Source organism: Pseudomonas maumuensis, assembly GCF_019139675.1.
GTDB classification, from domain to species: Bacteria; Pseudomonadota; Gammaproteobacteria; order Pseudomonadales; family Pseudomonadaceae; genus Aquipseudomonas; species Aquipseudomonas maumuensis.
In genome coordinates this window covers 2,604,390-2,624,633 of sequence record NZ_CP077077.1, presented here as the reverse complement: position 1 = coordinate 2,624,633, position 20,244 = coordinate 2,604,390, and the positions used below count along the sequence as shown (strand labels likewise).

General features: G+C 69.1%; 1 protein-coding gene (cut by a window edge). It reads right to left on the bottom strand.

Going from position 1 to position 20,244, the window contains the following annotated elements; genetic code table 11:
* Positions 1-20,244, bottom strand: partial view of a non-ribosomal peptide synthase/polyketide synthase gene (locus tag KSS90_RS11835; protein ID WP_217869535.1) — the 5' portion only. The gene continues 5,205 nt to the left of window position 1, outside the view; the window shows 20,244 of its 25,449 coding nt (coding positions 1-20,244); its start codon is at positions 20,242-20,244; the stop codon falls past the left edge of the window.

Genomic DNA, 20,244 nt, shown 5'->3' with positions numbered 1-20,244 from the left:
CAACGGCGACGAGGCGGCCACGCCACTGCAACGCTGGGCCAGGGCCAGCGACGCGTGTTCATGCCCAAGCAGCGCCGACAACCGCTGGTGGGTGAGCCGTACCGCGTCACTGGCCCCCTTGGCCGTGTCGATGCGCAACGGCAAGGTATTGATGAACACGCCCAACGCACGGTCGGCGCCCTCGCCGCCCTGCAGGCGGCCCATCAGCACGGTGCCGAACACCACGTCGTGACGCCCCGCCAGCACGCCGACCACGCGGGCCCAGGCCAGGTGCATCAGGCTCGCGGCGCTGACACCCTGCGCCCGCGCCTGTTCGCGCACCCGGCGCGACAAGGCTGGGTCCAGTGGCACGCGGGCTTCCTCGATATCACGCCCGTCGCCCTGTACATCGGCCAGGCCCATGGGCAGGGTCGGCTCGTCGACATCGCCGAGCATGTCGCGGAAGAACGCCTCGTGCCCCGCCTCGGCGGCGCCCAGGCGTACCTGGGCCACGTAGGTGCGGTACGGCACGGGTGCGCTCAGCAGGTGCTGGCGAACGGACAGCAACGCCTGCATTTCATGGACAATGACCTCCATCGCAGTGTGGTCCAGGGCCAGGTGATGGAAGTGCAGCACCGCGACCACGCGCTGCCCGGCCGGGTCCATGGCGTAGGTCAGGCGCAGCAGTGGCGCCTGGGTCAGGTCCAGGCGCTGCGAGCGTGCGTCGAAATGATCGTGCAGGCGCTCGATCACCGCCTCCTCGCCCAGCCCAGTGACCTCGCTGACCGCCAGGCGGGCCTGGCGCCAGACCACCTGCACCGGCTCCGCCAAACCTTCCCAGACCACCGAAGTGCGCAGGATGTCGTGGCGGTCGATAACCTGTTGCAAGGCACCGGCACAGGCTTGCAGCCGTTCCAGGCTGTCGAAGGCCAGGCGGGTCTGCAGCAGATAGGGGTCACCCTGCTCCGCGCTCAGGTGGTGATAGAGGATGCCTTCCTGCAATGGCGCCAGCGGGTAGATCTCCTGCACGTTGGCGGCGCCACCCGACACGCTGGCGACGATGCGGTCGATGCTGGCCTGGTCCAGTTCGATCAGGCTGAGCATCTCTGGCGTGATGCGGGTCGCATCGTGGGGGACACGGTTCTCGGGTACGGCCACCTCTCGTCCAGAGCCCACTGCCGCGGCCAGCGCGGCCAGGGTCGGCTGGGCGAACAGCACGCGCACGTCGGCAGCCAGCCCGGCCTTGCGCATGCGCTCGACCAGGCTCACCGCCAGCAGCGAGTGGCCGCCCAGCTCAAAGAAGTGGTCGTGGCGACCGATCTGCTCGACCTTGAGCACTTCGGCCCAGATCGCGGCCAGTGCCGTCTCCACCTCGCCCTGCGGCGCCTCGAAGCCGCGGCTGACCACGGCCTCGCTGCCTGGCTGCGGCAGCGCACGGCGGTCGAGCTTGCCGTTGGCGGTCAATGGCAAGGCTTCAAGTCGCACATAAGCCGACGGCAGCATGTAGTCCGGCAGCACACCTTGCAGACGCTCGTGCAGTTCGCCGATGGCCGGGGTCTCGCCGGTGAAGTACGCCACCAGGCGTTTGTCCCCCGGCGCGTCTTCGCGCACGATCACCGCCGCGTCGCGCACGCCCGGGCATTCGCCCAGGCGCGCCTCGATTTCGCCCAGTTCGATGCGGAAGCCGCGCAGCTTGATTTGCTGGTCGGCACGGCCCAGGTAACGCAAGGTGCCGTCGGCCTGCCAGCTGACCAGGTCGCCACTGCGGTACATCGTGCCGCCATTGAACGGATCCGGCAGGAAGCGCTCGGCCGTCAGCTCCGGCTGGCCCAGGTAACCCAGGGCCACGCCGTCGCCGGCGATGTACAACTCGCCCACCGCCCCTACCGGCAGCAGTTGCTGGCGGGCATCGAGCACGTAGCAGCGGCTGTTGCCGATCGGTTTGCCGATGGGAATGCTGCCCTCACCCACCGCGGTGATTTCGTGGGTGGTGCTGAAGGTGGTGGCCTCGGTCGGGCCGTAGCCATTGAGCAGGTGTTGCGGCGCGCCATCGCGCAGCACCCGGGCGATCACCGCCGGGTCCAGCACATCGCCACCGACCATCAGGTAACGCAGGCCACGCAACGCTGGCAGCAGGTCGTCAGCGAACTGGTGGAACAGGCCTGCGGTCAGCCACAGCACCGTCACGCCCTGCTCCAGCAGCACCTCGCGCAGGCCCTGGCGCGACAGCACCTGGTCCTGGTCGATCACCACCACCGCGCCGCCGTTGAGCAACGGCGCCCAGACCTCCAGGGTGCTGGCGTCGAACGCCGGGTTGGAGGCGAAAGCCACGCGGTCCTGGTTGTTGAAATCGGCGAAGCCGTTGTTGACCACCAACCGCACGATGGCGCGGTGCGGCACCTGCACGCCCTTCGGCGTACCGGTGGAGCCGGAGGTGTACATGATGTACGCCGCGCTGCCGGCGTCCACCGCCAGGCCCAGCGGCGCAGCGGCATAGGTGCTCAGGTCGAGCCGGTCGAGTTCGACCCGGCGCGCGCCCGCCACTTCGGGCTGGTCGCTGTGGGTCAGCAGCAACGCCGCTCCGCTGTCACCGACCATGAACGCCTGACGTTCGACCGGGGCATTGCCGTCCAGCGGCACGAACACTGCCGCGCACTTGCTCACCGCCAGTTGGGCCGCCAACAGGTCGAAGGAGCGTGGCAGCAGCAAGGCCACGCGATCACCGGCACGCACGCCCAGTTCCAGCAGATACCCGGCCAGCCGATTGGCCTGCCGGTCGAGGGCCTGGTAACTCCAGCGCCTTGTGCCATGGGCCACCGCCAGTGCGTCCGGGCTGGCCTTGGCGTGCGCCTCGAACAACACATGCACGGGCAGATCGCGTGGATAATCGCGCGCGGTGACGTTGAATTGGCGCAGCACCCGCTCGCGCTCGGCTGCCGGCAAGCCATGCAGCCGGCTCAGTGGCGTTGCCGGCGTATCCGCCAGCGCCTCGACCAAGCGCGCCAGGGCCTCCTGCAACAGCTGGCAGACCAAGCCGCCGTCCACAGCCGACACCGCTTGCACGGTGAGGGCGAAGCCATCCCCCAGGTCGTCGACGCTGACCACCAGCGGGTAGTTGCTGCGCTCATGGGCGGCCAGCAGTTCGATCCCCTGCCAGGCCTGGGCCTGCTCCGTGCCGCCAGCCGCACTGTGGCGGTAGTTCAGCAGGCTGGTGAACAAAGCCTGTGAGGCCGGTACACCGCTGCAGCGCTGGGCCAGGGCCAGGGAGGCCTGCTCATGGGCCAGCAGCCGCGCCAGGCGCTGATGGGTCAGGCGCACGCCCTCGACCACGTCCATGTCACCCACGCTGACCCGCAACGGCAGGGTGTTGATGAACATGCCCAGCGCCCGTTCGGCACCCTCGCCGCCTTGCAGGCGGCCGAGCAGCACGGTGCCGAAGACCACCTCCTCGCGGCCGGACAACTGCGCCAGCACCTGCCCCCAGGCCTGGTGCACCAGGCTGGCGACACTGATCCCCAGCGCCCGCGCCTGACCGCGCAAGCGTTGCGCCAGGCTGTCGTCCAGGTACTGGCGATGATCGAGCACATGGCTGCCATCGCCCAGCGCGTCACGCAGGCCGAATACCTCGGTCGGCGCATCGATATCGCCCAGCAGCTGGCGGAACATCGCCTCCTGCGCCTGACTGTCGTCGCGCAGTCGCGCATGGGCCACATAGTTACGGTACGGCACGCTGTCGCCCTGAGCCTCGCGACCCAGCAGCACATCGCCGACCTCCGCCACCAGCAGCTCCATGGCGGCGTGGTCGAGGAGGATATGGTGCAGCAGCAGGGTCGCCTGCAGGCGGCCATGCTCCACACTGCTGCTCAGGTGCATCAGGGGCGCGCGCCCCAGGTCCAGGCGCACGCTGTCCAGTGCCGGCTGGATGTCCAGGCGCGCTTCGCGCCAGACCACCTGCACGGCCTCATCGAGCCCCTGCCAATGCACGCTGGTGCGCAGGATGTCGTGACGGGCGATGACCTGGTTCAGCGCGGCGACGAAGGCGTCCAGCTCGGCCTGGCCAGCGAAGGCGAAGCCCAGTTGCAGCACATAGGGGTCGACCTCGGCGCTGGCCAGGTGGTGGTAGAGAATGCCCTGCTGCAACGGCGCCAGGGCATAGAGGTCCTGGACATTCGCCGCGCCGCCGGGGATCTGCCGCACGACCTGGTCGAGCGCCGCCTGGTCCAGTTTCGCCAGTGGCAGCATATCGACGGTGATGCGCTGGCAGTCGGCCGGGATGCGATTGGCCGGCACTTCCACCATCACTTCGCCGCCCACCGCCGCCGCCAGCGCCGCCAGGGTCGGCTGGCCGAACAGCACCCTCACATCCGCCGCCAGGCCCGCCTGGCGCATGCGCGCGGTCAGGGTCACGGCCAGCAGCGAATGGCCGCCGAGCTCGAAGAAGTTGTCGTGGCGACCGACCTGTTCGACACCCAGCAACTCACGCCAGAGGTGCGCCAACAGCGTCTCGACCTCGCCTTGCGGCGCCTCGTAGACCTGCTGCGGCGCCTCTGGCTGCGGCAGCGCCTTGCGGTCCAGCTTGCCGTTGGGGCTCAGCGGCAGCGCCTCGAGGTAGGTGAACGAGGCAGGCACCATGAACTCCGGCAATTGGCCGAGCAGTGCCGCGCGCAAGGCCTCCGGCGCCTGCCGTGTACCGGTGTAGTAGGCCAGCAGGCGCTGCTCGCGAGCCAGCACCACGGCTTCCTTGACCCCTTCGACACGGGTCAGGCAAGCCTGGATTTCGCCCAGCTCGATGCGCAGGCCACGCAGCTTCACCTGGTCGTCGTTGCGCCCCAGGTACTCCAGGTTGCCGTCGGCCAGGTGCCGCGCCAGGTCGCCGGTGCGGTACAGACGCCCGCCCGGGCGGGTGCCGAACGGGTCGTCGAGGAAGCGCTCGGCCGTCAGTTGCTCGCGGTTGAGGTAGCCACGCGCCACCTGAACGCCGCCGATGTACAGCTCGCCGGCCACGCCCCGCGGCACGGGCTGGCCGTGGGCATCAAGCACGTACAGCGTGGTATTGGCGATCGGCTTGCCGATCGGCGTGTTGTCCGGCGCCGTCACACAGTGCCAGGCACTGACGTCCACCGCCGCTTCGGTCGGGCCGTACAGGTTGTGCAGCTCGACCGTCGGCAGTTGTGCCTGGAAGCGCCGCACCAGGCTACCCGGCAAGGCTTCGCCACTGCACAGCACGCGCTTGAGGCGGTGCGGCAGGACATCGCCATGGGCGAGGAACACATCGAGCATCGACGGCACGAAGTGCAAGGTGCTGACCTGCTCGGCGCGGATCACCTCGCGCAGGTACTCGGGGGCGCGGTGCCCGCCAGGGCGCGCCATCACCAGCCGTGCCCCGGTCTGCAGCGGCCAGAGGAACTCCCACACCGACACGTCGAAACTGAACGGGGTCTTCTGCAGCACCACGTCGTCGGCACCCAGGCGATAGGCGTCCTGCATCCACAGCAGGCGGTTGACCACCCCGGCGTGCTCGTTCATCACCCCCTTGGGCAGGCCGGTGGAGCCGGAGGTGTAGATCACGTAGGCCAGGTGGCGCGGGGTCAATCCGGCCACCAGCGGCGCCTGTGCCGGTTGCTCCAGCCAGGTCGGCAGGTCGAGGTCGATCACCGGCACCGCGCCGGCCTGCGGCACATGGCGCGTGGCCGCATGCACCAGCACCGCCAGCGGGGCGCTGTCGCCAAGCATGTGGCGGATGCGCTCGGCCGGGTACTCCGGGTCCACCGGCACATAGGCGCCGCCGGCCTTGAGGATGGCCAGCAGGCCGACCACCATCGCCAGGCCCCGCTCGACGCAGATCGCCACGCGGTCGTCGGGCTTCACGCCCAGGGCGATCAGGTGATGGGCCAGGCGGTTGGCCTGGTCATCCAGCTGGCGATAGCTCAGCTCGCCCTCCTCTGCCTTTACCGCCACGGCATCAGGGGTGCGCCGCACCTGGGCCTCGACCATCCCGTGCAGGGTCTGGTCGAGGTCGTAGGCCTGGGTCGTGTCGTTGAAATCGCCCAGCACCTGGCGCCGTTCATCGGTGCTCAGCACGGGTAGGCGCTCCAGTTGCTCCTCGGGGTGCTGTTCAAGCGCCAGCAGCAGACCGTCGAGCACCTGCAGCATCTGCGCGCAGACTCTTTGCGCGCCGACCTGGGCAGACACCTGCACGCCCAGGCGCAGGCCGTCGCCGAAATCATCCACGTTCAGGCTCAGTGGATAGTTGGTGCGCCCCTCGCTGCCCAGCGCCTCGATACCTTCCCAGGCTTGCGCCTGCGGCGCGGCCCGGCTGCTCTGGCGGTAGTTGAGCAAAGCGCTGAACAGCGGCAGCGGCGCCGCCACCTGGCTGCAGCGCTGGGCCAGGGCCAGCGAGGCGTGCTCGTGGAGCAACAGCGCCGAAAGCTCGCGGTGCGTGGCCAGCACGCCTTCGCGCACGCCGAGCCCACCCAGCTCGACCCGCAGCGGCAAGGTGTTGATGAACATGCCCAGCGCCCGTTCGCTGCCCTCGCCGCCCTGCAGACGGCCCAACAGCACGGTACCGAACACCACCTGGTCCTTGCCGCAGGCACTGCCCAGCAAGCGCGCCCAGGCCAGATGCACCAGGCTCGCGGTGCTCACCCCCAGCTGGCGGGCCTGGTCACGCAGGCGGCCATAGCGGGCCCCTTCGAACTCGACCTCTGCCTCATCGAGGGCCAGCCCCTCGCCTTGCACCTCGCGCAGGCCGAACGGCAGGCTCGGCTCGTCGATATCGCCCAGGCGGGCGCGGAAGAACGCTTCATGCTCGGCCTCGCTGACGCCCTGGCGCGCCTGCACCACGTAATTGCGGTACGGCACCGACGGCGGCAGCGGCTCGTCGTTGCCCGACAGATAGCCGCGCAGCTCGGCCTGCACCGCCTGCATGGCGATGTGGTCGAGCACGATATGGTGGAACTGCAGCACCGCCTCGATCCGCTGGCTGCCCGGCAGGGCGCGGTGCAGCAGCCTGATCAGCGGCGCCTGGCCCAGGTCCAGGCGTGCCAGGTGCTGCGCGTCGAGCGCTGCCAGTTGCAGCGGCGCTCGGCGCCAGACCACCTGCACCGGTTGCGCCAGGCCTTCCCAGAGCACCGCGGTGCGCAGGATGTCATGCCGGGCGATGACCCGCTCCAGGGCCTCGGCGAACGCCTGCAGGCGCGCCGGGCTGTCAAAGCGCAATTGCGCGCGCAAGGCATACGGGTCGGCGTCCGCGCTGCTCAGGTGCAGGTAGAGGATGCCTTCCTGCAACGGTGCCAGCGGGTAGATGTCCTGCACGTTGGCCGCACCGCCCGGCACCGTGGCGACGATGCGTTCGATGGCGGCCTGCTCCAACGTCACCAGGGGCAGCATGTCCGGGGTGATGCGGGTGCAATTGGCCGGGATCAGGTTGGCCGCAACCGGCACCTGGCGGCTGTGCCCCAGGGTGGTAGCCAGCGCCGCCACCGTCGGCTGGCCGAACAGCGTGCGCACATCGGCTTGCAGGCCGACTTGGCGCAGCCGTGCGGTCAGGCTTACGGCCAGCAGCGAATGGCCGCCCAGTTCGAAGAAGTTGTCGTGACGCCCTACGCGCTCGACACCCAGCAACTGCGCCCAGATCTCGGCCAGCAGGGTTTCCGTGTCGCCCTGTGGCGCTTCGTAGCCGCCCGCCTGCAGATCCGGCAGCGGCAATGCCTTGCGCTCCAGCTTGCCGTTCGGGGTCAGTGGCCAATTGTCGAGATGGATGAACAGCGCCGGCACCATGTACTCCGGCAGCTGTGCCAGCAAGGCCCGGCGCAGCACGTCGGCCTGTTGCGGTTCACCTCGGTGATAGGCGACCAGGCGCGCACCGCTGTGCGGATGCTCATGCACCAGCACCAGCGCCTCACGCACACCCGCGATCCGGTTCAGGCAGGTCTCGATCTCGCCCGGTTCGATACGCAGGCCGCGCAGCTTGATTTGGTGATCGGTGCGGCCGAGGAACTCCAGCACGCCGTCCTGGCGCTGGCGTACCAGGTCGCCGCTGCGGTACAGACGCTCACCGTCGACGAACGGGCTGGCGATGAAACGCTCGGCCTGTTGTTCCGGCAAGCCCAGGTAGCCTCGCGTCACTCCGGCCCCGCCGATGTGCAACTGACCGGCAACGCCGAACGGTACGGGCTGGTCGTGGGCGTCGAGGACGTACAGGCGGGTGTTGTCGATCGGCCGGCCGATCGGCAGCGCGCCGGACGGCAGCGGATCCCGCGCTTTCAGGGTCCAGACGCTGCAGTCGACCGTGGTTTCGGTCGGGCCATAGACGTTGTGCAGGGACACCTGCGGCAAGCGCTCGCGTACCTGGCGGGCCAGGGCTTCGGTCAGCTCGCCACCACCGCAGACGATGTCGGTAAGGCTGGCGCAGGCGGCGCTGGCGTCCTCGTCGAGGAATTGCTGCAGCAAGGCCGGCACGAACTGCACCACCTTCACCTGCTGCCGTTCGATCAGCCCCACCAGGTACTGCGGGTCGCGCTGGCCATCCGGACGCGCCAGCACCAGGCGCAGCCCGCTGCACAGCGGCCAGAACAGCTCCCACACCGAGGCGTCGAAGCTCACCGGGGTCTTGTGCAGCACCGCGCCTTCGCTCGGGAACAGCCCGGCGCTCCAATGCACCAGGTTGACCACGTTGCGGTGCTCGACCATCACCCCCTTGGGCACGCCAGTAGAGCCAGAGGTGTAGATCACGTAAGCCAGGTGCTGCGAAATCAGGCCAGGCACCTGCGGATTGCTGTCCGGCAGGTCGCCCCAAGTCGACTGATCGAGGTCGACCAACGTCGCCGACGAACCCACCAGGGCGCGGGTCGCCTGTTGCACCAGCAATGCCCGCGGCTGGCTGTCGGCGAGCATGTGGCCGAGGCGCTCAGCCGGATAGTCCGGGTCGAGCGGTACATAGGCGCCACCGGCCTTGAGGATCGCCAGCAGGCCGATCACCAATGACAGGCCGCGCTCGACGCAGATCGCCACCCGGTCATCGGGCTGCACGCCCAGCGCGATCAGGTGATGCGCCAGGCGGTTGGCCTGGGCGTTGAGCTCGCGGTAGCTCAGTTGCCCCGCTTCAGCATGCACGGCAATCGCTTCGGGGACGCGTGCTGCCTGCCGCTCGAACAGCGCCTGGATCGGCTGCTCGGAATCATTGGCCCGCGCCGTGGCGTTGCAGCCCTGCAACAGGTAGGCGCGTTCCTCGTCCTGCAGCACCGGCAGTTGTAGCACCGTCTGCCCGGCTTGTGCCTCCAGGCCTTCGACCAACGCCAGCAGTACCTGCCGCAGCTGCCCGCAGACCCGCTGGGCGCCAACCGCCGCCGGGGTCATGGCCACCAGGCGGAACCCTTGGCCCATGTCGTCCACGCTGAGGCTCAGCGGGTAGTTGCTGCGCTCCTGGCCGTCGAGGAACTCGATGCCCTGCCAGTCCAGGCGCCGGGCTTCGCTGGCCTCCTGGCCGTGGCGGTAGTTGAGCATGGCGCTGAACAGCGGCGCCGGCGCCGGTACGCCGCTGCAACGCTGGGCCAAGGCCAGCGACGCGTGCTCGTGGACCAGCAATGCGCTCAGGCGCTGCTGGGTCTGGCGCACCGCTTCGGGCAGGGCCGCGCCCTGCAGGTCCAGGCGCAGCGGCAGGGTATTGATGAACATGCCCAGCGCCCGCTCGGCACCCTCGCCGGCCTCCAGCCGGCCCAGCAGCACGGTGCCGAACACCACGCTGTCGCGGCCACTGGTGGCGGCCAGCAGGCGGGCGAAGGCCAGGTGGAACAGGCTCGCGGGGCTGGTGCCCAGTTGCCGGGCCTGCTGGCGCAGCCGCGCGGCCAGCGTCTCGTCGAGCCACAGCTGGGCTTCCTCGATAGCCTGGCCATCGCCCTGCACGTCGCTCAGGCCATAGGGCAGCGTCGGCTCGTCGATATCACCCAGCAGTTCACGGAAGAACGCCTCGTGCTCGGCCTGGCTCACGCCCAGGCGCGCCTGGGCCACGTAGTTGCGGTAAGGCACCGGGGCCTGCAGCGGTGCCGTGGTGCCTTGCAGGTAGCCCAGCAGTTCCGCGCCGATGATCTCCAGGGCGGTGTGGTCGAGGACGATATGGTGGAACTGCAGCAGTGCCTCGACCCGTTGGCTGCCGGCATCGGCGCTGTACAGCAGGCGAATCAGCGGTGCCTGGCTCAGGTCCAGGCGTTGCAGGTCCTGCCCTTCGAGCGGTGCGACCAGCAACGGCGCCTCGCGCCAAACCACCTGCAGCGGTTGCGCCAGGCCCTCCCAGAGCACGGCGGTACGCAGCACGTCGTAGCGGGCAATGGCCCGGCGCAGCGCACCGGCGAAGGCTTCGAGCCGCGCCAGGCTGTCGAAGGCTATGGCCGATTGCAGCACATAGGGGTCGCGCTCCGGCGAGCTGAGGTGGTGGTAGAGGATGCCCTCCTGCAACGGCGCCAACGGGTAGATGTCCTGCACGTTGGCCGCGCCGCCCGGCACCGTGGCGACGATGCGCTCGATGGCGGCCGGTTCCAGCTCCACCAGGGGCAGCATGTCCGGGGTGATCCGGGTGCAGCCGGCCGGGATCCGGTTGGCCGGGACCTCGACCTGATGGCCCTGGCCCAGGGTCGCCGCCAGCGCCGCCACCGTCGGCTGGCCGAACAGGGTGCGCACGTCGGCCTGCAGGCCGGCCTGGCGCAGGCGCGCGGTGAGGGTCACCGCCAGCAGCGAGTGGCCGCCCAGTTCGAAGAAGTTGTCGTGGCGACCAACCTGCTCGATACCCAGCACCTCGGCCCAGAGCGCGGCGATGGCGGTTTCCACAGGACCTTGCGGCATAACGTAGTCCTGAGCGGCAAGCATGGCCGGTTGCGGCAGCGCCTTGCGGTCTAGCTTGCCGTGGCTGGTCAGTGGCAGTGCGTTCAGGCGCACCAAGGCTTGCGGCAGCAGATGCGCCGGCAGGCTGGCCTGCAAGCCCTCGCGCAGGCGCTCGATATCGACCGTTGCCGCTTCGGTAAACCACGCCAGCAGGCGCTCGTCGCGTACCAGCACCACGGCATCGGCGATGCCCGGCTGGGCCTTGAGCGCGGCCTCGATCTCGCCCAGTTCGACCCGCACGCCGCGGATCTTCACCTGGTCGTCGTTGCGCCCCTGGTAGTCCAGGGTGCCGTCGGCGTTCCAGCGCACCAGGTCGCCGGTACGGTACATCCGGCCTGCGGCGAACGGGTCGTCGAGGAAACGCTCGGCGGTAAGGTCGGGGCGGTTGAAGTAGCCACGGGCGACCTGCGCGCCACCGATGTACAGCTCGCCGGTCACACCGACCGGCACCGGCTGGTGCTGCTCATCCAGCACATAGACACGGGTATTGGCGGTCGGCTTGCCGATATGCAGTGCGCCGCCCGGTTGCAGTTGACCGGACGTCGCGACCACCGTGGTCTCGGTCGGGCCGTAGTTGTTGACCAGCACGAAGCCCGGATCGCGGTCGAACTGGCGCAAGCGATCACCACCGACCAGTAAGGTGCGCAGGGTCGGGTGCTGGCGTTCGCGGCGCAGCGCCTGCTCGGCCACCGGGGTCGGCAGGAAGCTGACCTGCAGCGGCTGCTGCAGCCACCAGTCGAGCAGCTCATCGACATGTTCACCGCCGATCTGCGCCGGCGGCAGGTGTAGCACCGCCCCGGCGCACAGCGCCGGCCAGGCCTCCCAGGCCATGGCGTCGAAGCCGAAGCCGGCGACACTGGAGGTGTGGCTGCCGGCGCCCAGATCGAAGGCCTGGCAATGCCAGTGGACCAGGTTGGCCAAGGTGCGATGCTCGACCATCACCCCCTTGGGCTGGCCGGTGGAACCGGAGGTGTAGATCACATAGGCCAGCTGGTCCGCATCCAGACCGGTGACGACAGGGTTGCTGTCGGCTTCATGAGCCCAGTCATCGCCATCCAGCACAACCTTGGCCACCTCGCCCACCAGCGACTCAGTACTCGATTCGACCAGCACCAGCGTCGGCGCGCTGTCACTGAGCAAATAGGCAATGCGCTCCGCCGGATAGCCCGGATCGACCGGCACATAGGCCGCGCCGGCCTTGAGCACGGCCAGCATCGCCACCAGCCGCTGCGGACCGCGCGGCAGGCACAGCGCAACGCGGTCGCCCAGCACCACGCCACGCTCGATCAGGTGATGAGCCAGGCGATTGGCGCGCAGGTTCAACTCGCCATAGCTCAAGCCCTCCTCGCCCTGCACCACGGCCAGCGCCTCGGGCGCCTGGGCCTCGACCAGCGCATGCACGGTGTGCCCTTGCGGATAATTGACGGCAGTGGCGTTGAAGCCCTCCACAATCTGGCGCAAAGCCTCGTCATCCAGCATCGGCAGATGATCGAGTCCCTGGCCCGGCGCCCGCTCCAGCGCCTGCAACAGCTGGCCTAGCGTATTGACCATCCACGTGCCGACCTGCGCCGCGGGCAACCCCTCGGCGGCCAGCACGCTCAGCGAGAAACCCTCGCCCAGGTCATCGACGCTCAGGGTCAGCGGGTAGTTGCTGCGCTCCTCGCCGCCCAGCAGGCGCACACCCTGCCAGATACCTTCACCGTCCCGGGCCGCTGCCTCGGCGCTGTGCCGGTAGTTGAGCAAAGCGCTGAACAGTGGCGACGAGGCTGCCACCCCACTGCAACGCTGGGCCAGCGCCAAGGGCGCATGCTCGTGACCGAGCAGGGCCGACAAGCGCTGATGAGTGACGCGCACGGCCTGCTCCAGCGGCAGCGCGGTGTCCACCCGCAGTGGCAGGGTGTTGATGAACATGCCCAGGGCGCGGTCGGCGCCCTCGCCGGCTTGCAGGCGGCCCATCAATACGGTGCCGAACACCACATCGCGACGCCCTGCCAGCACGCCCACCACCCGGGCCCAGGCCAGATGCACCAGGCTCGCGGCGCTGACGCCGCGCTGCCGGGCCTGCTCGCGCAGGCCTTGGGCCAGGGCGTCAGGCAGCATCAGGGCGGCATGCTCGACCCGCCCGCCATCGCCCTGCACATCGGCCAGGCCAAAGGGCAGGGTCGGTTCGTCGACATCCCCCAACTGGGCGCGGAAGAACGCCTCATGGCTGGCCTGATCGGCGCCCAGGCAGACCTGGGCGACATAATTGCGATACGGCACCGCGGCAGGCAGCGTGGCGCCACGCCCATCCAGCAGCGCCTGCATCTCCTCGCCGACCACGGCCATGGCGGCGTGGTCGAGGGTCAGGTGGTGGAACTGCAACAGCGCCACCCACTCGCCCTGGCGCGGATCCTCGGCATAGACCAGCCGCAGCAAGGGCGCCCGGGTCAGGTCCAGACGCTGCTGGCGGGCATCGAAACGCGCCAGCAACTGCTCGATCACGAACTCCTCACCCAGGCCGGTGACTTCGCTTACCGCCAGGTTGGCCTGGCGCCAGACCACCTGCACTGGTTCCGCCAGGCCTTCCCAGACCACCGAAGTGCGCAGGATGTCGTGGCGGTCGATGACCTGTTGCAAGGCCGCTGCCCAGCTACGCAGGCGCTCGAGGCTGTCAAAGGCCAGGCGCGACTGCAGCAGGTACGGGTCGCCCTGCTCGGCGCTCAGGTGGTGATAGAGGATGCCCGCCTGCAACGGCGCCAGCGGGTAGATCTCCTGCACATTGGCAGCGCCGCCCGGCACGCTGGCGACGATGCGGTCGATGCTGGCCTGGTCCAGTTCGATCAGGCTGAGCATCTCTGGCGTAATCCGGATCGCATCGTGGGGGACACGGTTTTCGGGTACGGCCACCTCTCGTCCAGAGCCCACCGCCGCCGCCAGCGCGGCTAGGGTCGGCTGGGCGAACAGCACGCGCACATCGGCAGCCAGGCCGGCCTTGCGCATGCGCTCGACCAGGCTCACCGCCAGCAGCGAGTGGCCGCCCAGTTCGAAGAAGTGATCTTGGCGACCGATCTGCTCGACCTTGAGCACCTCGGCCCAGATCGTGGCCAGTGCCGTCTCCACCTCGCCCTGCGGCGCCTCGAAGGCGCGGCTGACCACGGCTTCGCTGCCCGGCTGCGGCAGCGCACGGCGGTCGAGCTTGCCGTTGGCGGTCAATGGCAAGGCTTCAAGTCGCACATAAGCCGACGGCAGCATGTAGTCCGGCAGCACACCTTGCAGACGCTCGTGCAGTTCGCCGATGGCCGGGATCTCGCCGGTGAAGTACGCCACCAGGCGTTTGTCTCCCGGCGCGTCTTCGCGCACGATCAACGCCGCGTCGCGCACGCCCGGGCATTCGCCCAGGCGCGCCTCGATTTCGCCCAGTTCGATGCGGAAGCCGCGCAGCTTGATTTGCTGGTCGGCACGGCCCAGGTAACGCAGGGTGCCGTCGGCCTGCCAACTGACCAGGTCACCACTGCGGTACATGGTGCCGCCGTTGAACGGATCGGGCAGGAAGCGCTCGGCCGTCAGCTCTGGCTGGCCCAGGTAACCCAGGGCCACGCCGTCGCCAGCGATGTACAGCTCGCCCACCGCTCCTACCGGCAGCAGTTGCTGGCGGGCATCGAGCACGTAGCAGCGGCTGTTGCCGATCGGTTTGCCGATGGGAATGCTGCCCTCACCCACCGCAGTGATTTCGTGGGTGGTGCTGAAGGTGGTGGCCTCGGTCGGGCCGTAGCCATTGAGCAGGTGTTGCGGCGCGCCATCGCGCAGCACCCGGGCGATCACTGCCGGGTCCAGCACGTCGCCACCGACCATCAGGTAACGCAGGCCACGCAACGCCGGCAGCAGGTCGTCAGCGAACTGGTGGAACAGGCCTGCGGTCAGCCACAGCACGGTGACGCCCTGATCCAGCAGCACTTCGCGCAGGCCCTGGCGCGACAGCACCGTGTCCTGGTCGATCACTACCACCGCGCCGCCGTTGAGCAGCGGCGCCCAGACTTCCAGGGTGCTGGCGTCGAACGCCGGGTTGGAGGCGAACGCCACCCGGTCCTGGTGGTTGAAGTCGGCAAAACCGTTGTTGATCACCAGGCGCACGATAGCCCGGTGCGGCACCTGCACGCCCTTCGGCGTGCCGGTGGAGCCGGAGGTGTACATGATGTACGCCGCGCTGCCGGCGTCCACCGCCAACCCCAGCGGCGCAGCCGCATAGGTGCTCAGGTCGAGCCGGTCGAGTTCGATCCGGCGCGCGCCCGCCACTTCGGGCTGGTCGCTGTGGGTGAGCAGCAACGCCGCCCCGCTGTCGGCGACCATGAACGCCTGACGTTCGACCGGGGCATTGCCGTCCAGCGGCACGAACACTGCCGCACACTTGCTCACCGCCAACTGGGACGCCAACAGGTCGAAGGAGCGTGGCAGCAGCAAGGCCACGCGATCACCGGCACGCATGCCCTGCTCGAGCAGGTAGACTGCCAGGCGATTGGCCTGGTCATCGAGCTGGGCATAGCTCCACTGGTGTTCACCGTGGATCACCGCGAGTGCCTCGGGCGTGCTCGTGGCGTGGGCTTCGAACAGCCGGTGGGCGGCCAGGTCGCGCGGGTAGTCGCGTGCCGTGGCATTGAAGCGACCCAGCACGCAATCGCGCTCGACCGTGGGCAACCCATGCAGGCTGTGCAGCGCGACCTGCGGCGCCTGTTCCAGCGCCGTGACCAACTGCGTCAAGGCCCACTGCAGCAAGCGGCACACGCGCTCGCCATCAACCGACGCCACGGCCTGCACCGTCAACCGCAAATCATCCCCATAGTCATCGACGCTGACCACCAGCGGGTAGTTGCTGCGCTCCTGCGCGGCCAGCAGTTCGATCCCCGCCCAGACCGGCCCCTGCGCAGGCTGGCCAGCACTGTGGCGATAGTTCAGCAGGCTGCTGAACAGCGCCTGCGAGGCCGGCACGCCGCTGCAGCGCTGGGCCAGGGCCAGGGAGGCCTGTTCATGGGCCAGCAGGCGCGCCAGACGCTGGTGGGTCAGGCGCACGCCCTCGGCCACGCCTGCAGCCCCCACGCTGACTCGCAGCGGCAAGGTATTGATGAACATGCCCAGCGCCCGGTCGGCGCCCTCGCCGCCCTGCAGGCGACCGAGCAGCACGGTGCCGAACACCACCTCTTCGCGTCCGGACATCTGCGCCAGCACCTGGCCCCAGGCCTGGTGTACCAGGCTGGCGACACTGACCCCCAGCGCCCTGGCCTGCCCGCGCAGGCGTGCGACCAGCGCCGGCTCCAATGGCCAGCGGCTTTCACCCAGCGAATGTACCTCGGCCATCGCCTCGCGCAGGCCGAATGCTTCGGTCGGTTCGTCGATATCGCCCAGCAGCTCGCGGAACAGTGCTTCGTCGGCCTGAGGGTCCGCGCCAAGGCGTGCCTGGGCCACGTAGTTGCGATACGGGATACTGGCCGGCAGCTCTGCGGAGCCTTGCAGTAGTGCCCCCACCTCGAGCATCAGCTGCTCCACGGCGGTGTGGTCGACAAGAATATGATGCAGCAGCAGGGTCGCCTCCAGGCGTCCGGCCTGGCGCTGGCTGCTCAGGCGCAGCAAGGGTGCCTGGCCGAGGTCGAGCCGTGGCGTTTCCAGCGCCGGGCTCAGCAGCAGCGGCGCCTCGCGCCAGACCACCTGCACCGCCTCGTCAAGGCCCTGCCAATGCAGGCTGGTGCGCAGGATATCGTGACGGGCGATGACCTGGTTCAGCGCGGCGACGAAGGCGTCCAGCTCGGCCTGCCCGGCAAAGGCGAAACGCGCCTGCACCACATAGGGGTCGGCGCCTTCGCTGGCCAGGTGATGATAGAGAATGCCCTGCTGCAACGGCGCCAGACCGTAGATGTCCTGGATATTGGCCGCGCCACCGGGGATCTGCCGCGCCAGTGTGTCGATGGCGTCCTGGTCGAGGCCGGCCAGGGGCAGCATGTCCGCGGTGATCCGCGTGCAGCCTGCCGGGATACGGTTGGCCGGCACCTCGACGGCGGCCTGGCCACCCACAGACGCCGCCAACGCGGCCAGCGTGGGCTGGCTGAACAGCACCCGCACATCGGCCGCCAGCGCCTGCTGGCGCATGCGCTCCACCAAGCGTACCGCCAGCAGCGAATGGCCGCCCAACTCGAAGAAGTTGTCGTCACGCCCCACTGGCCCGACACCCAGCAGGTCCGCCCAGATCGTCGCCAGGGCAGTCTCGATCGGGCCCTGGGGCGCCTGGTACTGGCGCACCGGCGCTTCGGGGGTCGGCAGGGCCTTGCGGTCGACCTTGCCGTTGGGCGTCAGCGGCATGCCATCGAGGTGGATGAACAGTGCCGGCACCATGTATTCCGGCAGCTGCTCCAGCAGACGCTCGCGCAGGTACTGCGCGGCGTGATCCTGGCCAGTGTGGTAGGCCACCAGCCGCTGGCCGCTGTGCGGGTGTTCGTGGACCAGCACCAGCGCCTCGCGCACGCCGTCCACGCGGTTCAGGCAGGCTTCGATCTCGCCCGGTTCGATACGCAGGCCGCGCAGCTTGACCTGGTGGTCGTTGCGACCGAGGAACTGCAACGAACCGTCAGCGCGCTGGCGCACCAGGTCACCGCTGCGGTACAGGCGCTCGCCGCGCACGAACGGGCTGTCGATGAAGCGTTCGGCCTGTTGCTCGGCCAAGCCCAGGTAGCCACGCGCTACCCCCACGCCACCGATGTGCAGGTGCCCGGCCACGCCCCAGGGCAGCGGCTGGTCCGCGCCGTCCAGTACGTACAGGCGAGTGTTGTCGATCGGCCGGCCTATCGGCAGCGCGCCTTCCGGCACGGGCTGATCGGGCTCCAGGGTGCAGACGCTGCAATCGACCGTGGTTTCGGTGGGGCCGTAGACGTTGTGCAGGCGCACCTGCGGCAGGCGCTCGCGTACCTGGCGCACCAGGGCTTCGGTCAGCTCGCCACCGCCGCAGACGATGTCGGTGAGGCTGCTGCACTGCGCGCTGCGCGCCTGCTCGAGGAACTGTTGCAGCAGCGCCGGCACGAACTGCACCACGCTGACCCTGGACTCGATGATCCGCCGCGCCACATAGTCCGCGTCACGCTGGCCGTCCGGCCGCGCCAGCACCAGGCGCAGGCCGCTGCCCAGCGGCCAGAACAGCTCCCACACCGAGGCGTCGAAACTGATCGGGGTCTTGTGCAACACCGCGCCGTCCGCAGTCGCTGGACATAGCCCGGCACTCCACTGCACCAGGTTGACCACGCTGCGGTGCTCGACCATCACCCCCTTGGGCTGGCCGGTGGAACCGGAGGTGTAGATTACATAGGCCAGATGCCGCGGGGTCAGTTCCGACACCCGGGGATCGGTCGCTGGCAGGGTTTCCCAGTCAGGTCGGTCAAGGTCGACCCGCGGCACGGCCAACTGGCCTGGCACCTCGCGGGTGGCGGCATGCACCAGCACCGCCAGCGGCGCGCTGTCGGCGAGCATGTGGCGGATGCGCTCGGCGGGGTAGCTTGGGTCCACCGGCACATAGGCGCCACCGGCCTTGAGGATGGCCAGCAGGCCGACCACCATCGACGGGCCACGCTCGAGGCAGATCGCCACCCGGTCGTCGGGGCGCACACCCAGCGCGATCAAATGATGGGCCAGGCGGTTGGCCTGTTCGTTGAGCTGGCGATAGGACAACCGTTCACCTTCCGCCTCCACGGCCACCGCCTGCGGATGCAGCAGCGCCTGGCGCTCGAACAATGCGTGCAGCGGCTGATCGAGGTCGTGTTCGGTGGCCGTATTGTTGCAGCCGGTCAGCAGTCGATGACGCTCCTCGGGCGGCAGCACCGGCAGCGCCAGCACGGGCAGATCGGGGGTGCGCTCGAGCGCCTCCACCAGCCCCTCGAACACCTGTCGCAGTTGCCCGCAAAGTCGTTCGGCACCCCATTCGGCGAGGGCCTGGACCGTCAGGCGCAGGTCTTCACCCAGGTCATCGACCGCCAGGTTGAAGGGATAGTTGGTGCGCTCCTCGGTGCCGACCACATCGATGCCCGGAGCTACCGCGATAACCGCAGCGGCGTCGCCTGCGGCGCTGTGGCGATAGTTGAGCATGCTGTTGAACAGTGGCATCGGCGCCACCACAGCGCTGCAACGCTGAGCCAGGGCCAGCGGCGCCTGTTCATGGTCGAGCAATGTCGTCAGCTGGCGGTGGGTCAGCAACAGTGCATCCCGCACACCCTGCCCCTGCAGATCGACACGCAGCGGCAAGGTATTGATGAACATCCCGAGGGCGTGTTCGCCGCCCTCGCCCGCCGCCATGCGCCCCAGCAGCACGCTGCCGAACACCACCGACTCGCGCCCGGACCACGCCCCCAACAGACGCGCCAGCCCCAGATGCATGATGCTGGCCGGGCTGACCCCGAGCGACCGGGCCTGGGCGCGCAGACGTTGGCTGAGGCCGGGCGCCAGGGTGATCCGGGCTTCCTCCATGGGCTGGCCGGCCACCTCCTGGACGCCGAAGGCCAGGGTCGGTGCGTCGATATCGGCCAGCATGGCGCCAAAGAACGCTTCGTGGGCCTGTTCGTCCTGCGCCTGGCGGCTCCTGGCCAGCAGATCACGGAACGGTACCGGGGCTGGCAGTCGCTCGCTGTCACCGGCGAGATAGGCGTGGATCTCCCGGCGCACGATGTCCAGGCCGGTGTGATCCATAACTGTGTGGTGGAACAGCAGCAAGCCCTGCACCCGGCCATCGCGACCCTGGCCATGCACCAGGCGCAGCAAGGGGGCCTGGGCCAGGTCCATGCGGTAATGGCGCGAGTCGAAACGGGCGCGCAGTTGCTCCAGCGGCTCGTCACTGTCCAGGATCCCGACTGCCTCGCACGCCAGCGGCGCCTTGCGCCACACCACCTGCAGCGGCTGGTCCAGGTATTCCCAGGCCAGTGCCGTGCGCAGGATGTCATGGCGCTGGATCACCCAGTCGAGCGCCTCGGCGAACGCCTGCAGGTGCGCCGGGCTGGCGAAGCGCAGCTGGGCCTGCAGCACATAGGGGTCGCCCTCCGCGGCCGTGAGGTGGTGGTAGAGCATGCCCTCCTGCAGCGGCGCCAACGGGTAGATGTCCTGCAGATTCGCCGCGCCCCCAGGCACGGTGGCGACGATACGGTCGATGGCAGCCTGATCGAGCCCGGCCAGGGGCAACATGTCGGGGGTGATGCGAAACGCCGGACTCAGCCAACCGTCCTCCAGTCCCGCGAGCATCTCCAGCAGCGCTGGCTTGTGAGCCGCCAGTGCGTCCCACAGCGCGTCATCGAGGGTGCCGTCATCGCCCTCGACGATCAGGTCGGCCTCCTCGCGCAGGAGTCGGATTGCACGGGTGGAGAGCACTGCCATGAGTTCGCTGAAGAGCAT